The sequence below is a fragment of the Vibrio sp. 1159 genome (genome assembly GCF_033340395.1).
Classification (GTDB): domain Bacteria; phylum Pseudomonadota; class Gammaproteobacteria; order Enterobacterales; family Vibrionaceae; genus Vibrio; species Vibrio alginolyticus.
Genome location: NZ_JAWOWL010000107.1, coordinates 1 through 1,371, shown reverse-complemented (window position 1 = coordinate 1,371; position 1,371 = coordinate 1). Strand labels below are relative to the sequence as shown.

General features: G+C 47.8%; 1 protein-coding gene. It reads right to left on the bottom strand.

Translation table 11 applies throughout. The features are described 5' to 3' along the window. Window positions 1-1,371: DNA mismatch repair protein MutS (gene mutS, locus R7127_RS26215; protein WP_318148684.1), on the bottom strand; the 1,371-nt coding region annotated here is incomplete at both ends.

Below are 1,371 nucleotides of genomic sequence, written 5' to 3'. Positions count from 1 at the left end.
TGTGCTGATTCTGCAGGTACATAAGAGCCGATATGAGCCATCAACGCAATTAGCGCAGTTTGGCGCATGTAGGTTGATTTACCCCCCATGTTTGGACCCGTGATGATGAGCATTTTACGGCTTGGGCTTAATTCTATTGGGTTAGCAATGAACGGGTCCGAGGTGACTTGCTCTACTACCGGGTGGCGACCTGCTTGAATGTGAATACCTGCGTCTTTAACTAGAGTAGGGCGGCAATAATCCAATGAGTCTGCGCGTTCTGCTAGGTTTTGTAACACGTCCATCTGTGAAACGGCAGAAGCTAGGTTTTGCATTTGTTCAAGATAAGGCATCAGCAAATCGAACAGCTCTTCCCACAGTTTTTTCTCTAGTGCGAGTGCTTTTGATTTTGAGTTCAGAACTTTGTCTTCATGCTCTTTAAGCTCAGGAATAATGTAGCGCTCGGCATTTTTCAGAGTTTGGCGACGCACGTAATGTGGCGGTACCAAATGGCTTTGGCCACGACTTACCTGAATGAAGAATCCATGTACGGCGTTGTAGCCAACTTTCAGCGTATCGATGCCATGACGCTCGCGTTCATCCGCTTCGAGCTTTTCTAGATACTCGGTTGCACCATCAGCGAGCTTGCGCCACTCATCCAATTCTTCGTTATAGCCTTCTGCAATCACACCACCATCGCGGATCACTACCGGCGGGTTTTCTTTGATAGCACGTTCAAGAAGCTCACATACCTCATCTATTGGCGCAGCATATTGAGCCAACTTCACTAGGTATGGATGAGTTAAGGATGCAGTGAGCGATTCTAGTTCAGGAAGTTGCTGCATGGCATGGCGTAGGCGAGCCATATCACGTGGACGAGCAGAACGTAGAGCAAGACGCGCTAAGATACGTTCAATATCGCCAATCTGTTTTAAAGTTGGCTGAAGATCGGTAAATAAGCCTTGATCTTTAATTTCACCAATCGCATCCAGACGGTTGTTTAGCGTATCAATACAACGCATCGGTTGATGCAGCCAACGTTTTAACATGCGGCTGCCCATCGGGGTTGAGCAATGGTCGAGAACTGCGGCGAGTGTATTGTCCGTGCCGCCAGCTAAATTTTGGGTGATTTCTAGATTGCGACGCGTAGCTGCATCTAAAATTACAGAGTGATCTTGGCGATCAAACGTTAGTGAGCGGATATGTGGTAGAGCAGTGCGTTGTGTGTCTTTTACGTATTGAATCAAACAACCTGCGGCGCACAAACCAAGAGAGGCGTGCTCAACACCAAAACCGACAAGATCACGGGTGCCAAACTGCTGGTTCAACTGTTGTTTGGCTGTATCTAGTTCAAACTCCCATACTGGGCGACGACGGTTACCGTTACGGTTC